Origin of the sequence: Pseudomonas sp. FSL R10-0399 (genome assembly GCF_009600165.1) — a bacterium.
Taxonomy (GTDB): Bacteria; Pseudomonadota; Gammaproteobacteria; order Pseudomonadales; family Pseudomonadaceae; genus Aquipseudomonas; species Aquipseudomonas helleri.
In genome coordinates this window covers 62,038-68,037 of the sequence record NZ_WIWK01000016.1, presented here as the reverse complement: position 1 = coordinate 68,037, position 6,000 = coordinate 62,038, and the positions used below count along the sequence as shown (strand labels likewise).

Genomic DNA, 6,000 nt, shown 5'->3' with positions numbered 1-6,000 from the left:
CCGCTGCGCTTTCAAGGGCAGTACTTCGACACCGAAACCGGGCTGCACTACAACCGCTATCGGTACTATGATCCGCAAGTCGGACGGTTTATCAGCAAGGACCCGATAGGGTTTGCGGGTGGGCTGAATGTCTATGCGTATGCGCCGAATCCGGTGGGGTGGGTTGATCCGTTTGGGTTGAGCTCATGCCCTTGTGAGCGTGACTGCGAAAAAATTCTTGCCGATGCTGGGCTGGATGTTGATACACACAGCAATCTGACAAAAAGAAACAAAGGCACACAATATGACTCTCATCACATTTACCAAGACAACACAGTCGCCTCTGTACCCGGCTACAACCGTAACTCAGCAATCGCCATTACACTTCAAGGAAGGAATGCAGACAGGACAACCCGAGGTTCACAGCATTACAACGCCTCTCAGGCTCAAAACAATAGTAGTTCTGGCGGTTTAGTTGGCTCTGAAACCGTAGTAGCTTTTAAAGCACTACGTTCTGCTGGAATTGGCAGCCATGAATCAAAATGCGCAGTCTTGAAGGCTCGAGGCTACTTAGGTGGACTTGGAGCAAGCGCAGGGACAACAACCAACCTTCCCCAAAATAGAAGAGGCCGATGACAATGCTCATAAAAAGAGAAATTTTATTCGAATTATCCTATAACAGGATCGAAGACTTCATAGACATGTTCAACAAAAAAAATCTTGCCGGACTTGAAGACCAATTCGGTATGAGCCCCGCAATATATAATGAAGCGCGCGAGTACATGGACGATTATTTCGACACTAAAAACTATCAATTAAAGACACCACCAAAAAAAGAGACCTCGGCCCACCTCCTAGAAGAAAAATTTTTTGATATCTATGGAGTCGATGAAGATACAGACTGCTGGAGAATATACTGCAAACTATTTAGCGAGAGTGGCGAAGAAGAAATTTCAGCTAATTTCGACCTGATTCACGACAGAGAAAATTTTAAACTTATATATTTATATACTGCTTCATAACAAGTTGAGTGTAGAAATGAAAAATATAGCTCGTCTTTACGACAGCACCGACCACGGTGGAGCTGTCATCAAATCCATCCCCCTATCTCAACGGCAAACCAATGGCGGGTAATCGCAAGCTAGTGATGTGCCCCTTATGTAAGGGGCCTTTCCCTATTGTCTAGGGCAGCAGCACCTATTCCGTGAGCGAAATTACTGCCGTCTCGGACGCCATGAAAACCGCCTGCGGTGCCAGCCTGATCGCCACAGGCTCGCACGCATCGGTTCATCGCTGAACATACAGTTCATCGCTCTTTAACAGCCCAATAACATTGGCCCAGCGCTGCCAATGCCTGCGCACTTGCTACCCTCTCGGCCGTTTGCTCAGCGTCACCACCCGCCGCCCAAGCTCCTCGACAACCTGCTGCGCGACTACGTCTGCCAGCACTACACCTACGACGCCCGCGGCAACCTGCTTGAACGCCTCGACAACGGCAAAAAAGCCCGTTTCACCTGGGACCTCTACGACCGCCTGACCCGCTACGAAGACGACCGCCTCAACGCCGACTTCGCCTACGACGCACTGGGGCGACGCGTAGCCAAATACTCCAAAGCCCACTGCCCGCCCGGCGCCGGCCCGGCGTGGATCGAGCAGCAACAGCGCACGCTCAACGCCCAATACGACTGCGGCCGAAACATCTACGGCTGGGACGGCGACACCCTCGCCTATGAAACACGCTACAGCGACAACCCCGGCGAACGACGCCTGATCCACTACTTCTACGAACCAGGCAGCTTCATCCCCGTCGCCCAAACCGTCGAAAACCGCAACCTGTCGCTAGTGCGCGAGCCAAGCCATGAAAACGGCTACCACATCGACCGCGACCCGCTGTGGCAACACCAACCCGTGGCGAAACCATTCAACGCCATGGCCTGGTACCAATGCGACCACCTCGGCACGCCCATGGAACTCACCGACCAACGCGGTGAGATCGCATGGAGTGGGACGTATCAAGCGTGGGGGCTAGCCAAGGAAAAGCGTACCGACAGCGCAACTCGCGAAAACATCCGCAACCCGCTGCGCTTTCAAGGGCAGTACTTCGACACCGAAACCGGGCTGCACTACAACCGTTATCGGTACTATGATCCGCAGGTCGGACGGTTTATCAGCAAAGACCCGATCGGGTTTGCGGGTGGGCTGAATGTCTATGCGTATGCGCCGAATCCGGTGGGGTGGGTTGATCCGTTTGGGTTGAAAAAAGGATCCGGAAGTAGAAACTGTAGCTGCGATCAATCTTCACCACCTAATCCAGATGGCAGAAGAGGTAAAGAAAGCACTCGTGAGCATATAGACAGCGTCTCTTCAGAGCTTGAGTCACGAGGCTGGAACGTTACCCATGGAGGTAACGGCCTTGGAGAGGAGTATTTGCCGGGCTCTGGAGGCGGGAGAAAAGGCTCTTCATACCCAGACATCACTGCGGCAAAAGGTGATCGAGTACTGAGGGTCAATACCGTTGATACGCGAAGAGACGGAGTGACGCCTACAACACGAGAATCACGCAATGCACAAAGAATTCGATCCCAAAGACCTACAGACCACTTGCTCCTGATACCAAAGCCAAAGGGCAAATAAAGATAAAGCTAAGCGAATAAATTTTTTTGCACTAAAAAACGATATAAGCTCTTTGATTGGCGAGATTGAGCGTGTAACAAAAATCAGAGCAATACCTATAGGAGATGTCTCCAAAGAGCAGATGAAAAACCCCATCAGCTTAGCGAACATTCCGAATCTGGGAGTTTCGCCTTCCCCTGATAACGCACTCAATCCCGCCTACTTAGTCTGGGCAACTGACGACGACATACGCGCACGCGAGGTTAATTTAAAAGGCGGAGGGATAAGAAATATAGTCGATCAAAGAAACAACCCTCAAACAGTAGTCCTCCGGCCTGGCGGAGAACGCCCCGAGGGAGGAATAATTTGCGGAGAGATCTCTACAATATATGACACAGCAGAGAGTCTAGATCTATACAGGCTATTTGAAAAATTAATAAAGATGAACTTCACAAAAATTAAATCATATTACGTTGGCATTGAGGCCAGCAGAGCCCTCCAAAGCGGAGTTAGATTGACATCCAACATTAACTCACCAACTGAGTATGATTTAACCATCGATTAAAACTATTATATATTTTTAAAAGCATTTTCTACCTCAATGAACTCATCGACTACTACGGAGTTCTAATCGAATCCATCCCTCACACCCTATCTCAACGGCCAACCATTGACGGGTAATCGCAATCTGGTGATGTGCCCCCCCTGATGTAAGGGGCCTTTCTCTTTTGCCGAAGGCAGCAGCCCCTATTCCGTCAACGGAGTTCCTGTCGCTTTGGACGGCATGAAAACCGTCTGCGGCGTCAGCCTGATCGCCACAGGCTTTCGCGCAGTGGTTCATCGTTCTTTAACAGCCCAGTAACATTGGCTCAGCGCTGCCAATGCCGATGGTGTACGCACTTACGACCGGCTCGGCCGTTTGCTCAGCGCCACTACCCTGAAGGGCGAAGAAACCTTCGCCTTTGACCCGGCCAGCAACCTGCTAGACCCCAAGGCCCCGCGCCGACCCATCCACCACCCGCCGCCCAAGCTTCTCGACAACCTGCTGCGCGACTACGTCGGCCAGCACTACACCTACGACGCCCGCGGCAACCTGCTTGAACGCCTCGACAACGGCAAAAAATCTCGCTTCACCTGGGACCTCTACGACCGCCTGACCCGCTACGAAGACGACCGCCTGACCGCCTACTTCGCCTACGACGCACTGGGGAGACGGGTAGCCAAATACTCCAAAGCCCACTGCCCGCCCAGCCCCGGCGCCGGCCCGGCGTGGATCGAGCAACAACAGCGCACGCTCAACGCCCAATGCGACTGTGGCCGAAACATCTACGCCTGGGACGGCGAACTTGGCCTATGAAAGCCGCAACGGCGAAACCACTTTGCGACAACGCAAAAAAAGGTGTTTTTCCACTGTAGACGGCTATAGCCCACACTTGACGAGGCTGCACATCGAAAAAAGGGGCTGTGGCCAATTAGTCAGCGCTCTTGCTCAATAGGCTCTATCAAAGAAGCTGAATGATTAGGTAAAGACAATCATCGGATCTGACCATGCAGGAAGAGAACTGGCTCTACACTTTAGGCAATGCCACTTGCTTGCTTGGAACTGATTTCTGAGCAGGATCATAGAGCAGCAACTCTGGGGATGTTGTTTCTGGCTAAAGAGGTGACTTATGTCGATTTCAATTGGCATTGTGCGGACGCTGTGTGGCCTCTTCTCTTTTAAGCGAACCACTACGCCTCGCCGGCTCAGTCGCGATGAAGCCAGCCTGATTGAGCACTACCGCCTGCTGTCTGAGTCAGACCGCATTGCGATGCGTTACCTGTGTACTTCGCTAAAAGAAATTTCCCGCTTCTAAAACGCGGGGATGCCTATGGACTGCTGAGCTACACACATAGAGACATCGAACAAGGTTGTGGGGGTGGCGAGAAATCGCAACGAGAAGGAGGCTGACTCTGAGGCACCTCTGATTGCGGAAACCATGGCCGCCCTGCAGCCCCATTTCCCAAACCCCAGAAACGACAAAGCCCGCTAAAAGCGGGCTCTGTCGGTGTGACAATATGGCGGAGGCGTAGAGATTCGAACTCTAGGACCTGTTACAGTCGACGGTTTTCAAGACCCCTATGCATATATATACAGCACTGGGCTTGTAGGAAATTTCTAGTACCAATACTTCAATGGTGGCGATTGGCTGGAAGCCGCGTTCTGTGCGGGGAGATTTTTTGGTTTTGGGACTACTTTTACCCTATCAATTGCTCACAATGATTGGGAGTCGTAGTGCCAAGGAAGCTGCAACGAATTTACAATCCTGAGCCCAAAAAATTCAGCATCCATTCATGATCTATCTCATCAAAGAACTGCGTGATATCCGCATACAATATCCAGTTCACCTTCTAGCACTTCAGCGCGATCGTCAACGCATACAACGGGTCGTGATGGCTACACCCCATCGAAACCATACCCCTCCAGAATGCCCTAACTCCAAGATGCTCGGGCAATATAACCTTTATAACTCAGGGAATTTTAAACTATTAGCTTATAGCGTAGCCCCCTTAAAGAAAAGGACTTTTATTTATTATCTAATTTAATGAACTCATGCTCACCTTTATCTCTCGGACTGAGGAACCCGGAGACTCCAAAAGCAATCAAAGGGAAAAGCAACGGTAATATAACTGTGTAGTTAAACGCACCAAAAATCGTGCTAAAGAGGTACAACTTATTAGAAAACAAACCTCGAGTTGAGTCCTCATAGTCAGGGCCAAAAATATTAGACAATATTGCAAACACGCAAGCCAATACCATGATTATACCGAGAGCATTTTCTTTGTATCTCGCAAACTCTAACACCCCAAGAAAATTCATTTTAAGAAAATATCGAGAGCATATACCACCCCATAGCAACATCATCACAAACAGAGCTAGATCCTTCTCATAAATCCATGCAGTTTTTTTTAGAAATGGAAGTTCTTTATTCTCAACAAAATAAGCTTCTGCTCTTTCGATTACAGGTAAAAAGCGGTGCAAGTCATTATGGATAGCGATGTCGCTATAAAAAATTCCAATGCTAGTCAACCACGCTAAGGCGAGATAAACAACCCAACCATACAAAAGCGGCTTTATTGTCATTAAATATATTTATCCTAATCTTAGGGAACATTCTTTCTGTTGCACTAACATGAATTAGCCTAAAAGGCTCGCACCACTAATGATAATCATTACCTACATAATGATACATATAAATGAAATTCTCTAGCTAAACCTTCAAGAAATTCACCAATTGTAGGAAATATCTAGTCCAAATACTCCAATGGCGGCGACTGGGTGGATGTCGCGTTCTGTACGGGCAGGGTTTGGCTTTAGAACTACTCGCACCCTACCAATCGCGTACAAGGATTAGGAATCCTTGTGCG

At 49.5% G+C, this 6,000-nt stretch carries 7 protein-coding genes and 2 pseudogenes; 8 read left to right on the top strand and 1 reads right to left on the bottom strand.

The window, feature by feature from the left end; genetic code table 11:
- From GHO41_RS30275 to GHO41_RS07375, 8 genes and pseudogenes are all read left to right on the top strand, one after another.
- Positions 1-615 (top strand): RHS repeat-associated core domain-containing protein (locus GHO41_RS30275; protein ID WP_256678694.1); only part of this gene is annotated, 615 nt, incomplete at its 5' end.
- A complete protein-coding gene (locus tag GHO41_RS07400; RefSeq protein ID WP_048371225.1) occupies positions 612-1,001 on the top strand; it encodes a hypothetical protein in 390 nt (129 codons plus the stop codon). The genes GHO41_RS30275 and GHO41_RS07400, both read left to right, overlap by 4 nt.
- Before the next feature lie 16 nt (positions 1,002-1,017).
- Positions 1,018-1,276 (top strand): annotated as a pseudogene (locus GHO41_RS30060) (PAAR domain-containing protein).
- 53 nt (positions 1,277-1,329) lie between these two features.
- Positions 1,330-2,613, top strand: a complete 1,284-nt coding sequence (locus GHO41_RS07390; protein WP_153433298.1) for an RHS repeat-associated core domain-containing protein — start codon at positions 1,330-1,332, stop codon at positions 2,611-2,613.
- 52 nt (positions 2,614-2,665) lie between these two features.
- Positions 2,666-3,157 (top strand): hypothetical protein, encoded by a 492-nt coding sequence (locus GHO41_RS07385; RefSeq protein ID WP_153433297.1) that lies wholly within the window; start codon positions 2,666-2,668, stop codon positions 3,155-3,157.
- A 192-nt stretch (positions 3,158-3,349) separates the two neighbouring features.
- A pseudogene (locus GHO41_RS30665) lies at positions 3,350-3,454 on the top strand (hypothetical protein); the annotation flags it as partial.
- A gap of 57 nt (positions 3,455-3,511) precedes the next feature.
- The gene (locus GHO41_RS07380; RefSeq protein ID WP_153433296.1) at positions 3,512-3,949 is read left to right on the top strand and encodes a hypothetical protein; all 438 of its coding nucleotides are present in this window, start codon (positions 3,512-3,514) and stop codon (positions 3,947-3,949) included.
- Between the two features lie 313 nt (positions 3,950-4,262).
- Positions 4,263-4,448, top strand: coding sequence for a hypothetical protein (locus tag GHO41_RS07375; RefSeq protein WP_153330933.1), 186 nt, complete (start codon positions 4,263-4,265; stop codon positions 4,446-4,448).
- A 710-nt stretch (positions 4,449-5,158) separates the two neighbouring features.
- On the opposite strand, the gene GHO41_RS07365 is transcribed toward GHO41_RS07375, so the two are convergent.
- The gene (locus GHO41_RS07365; RefSeq protein ID WP_153433295.1) at positions 5,159-5,716 is read right to left on the bottom strand and encodes a hypothetical protein; all 558 of its coding nucleotides are present in this window, start codon (positions 5,714-5,716) and stop codon (positions 5,159-5,161) included.
- Positions 5,717-6,000 lie beyond the last annotated feature (284 nt).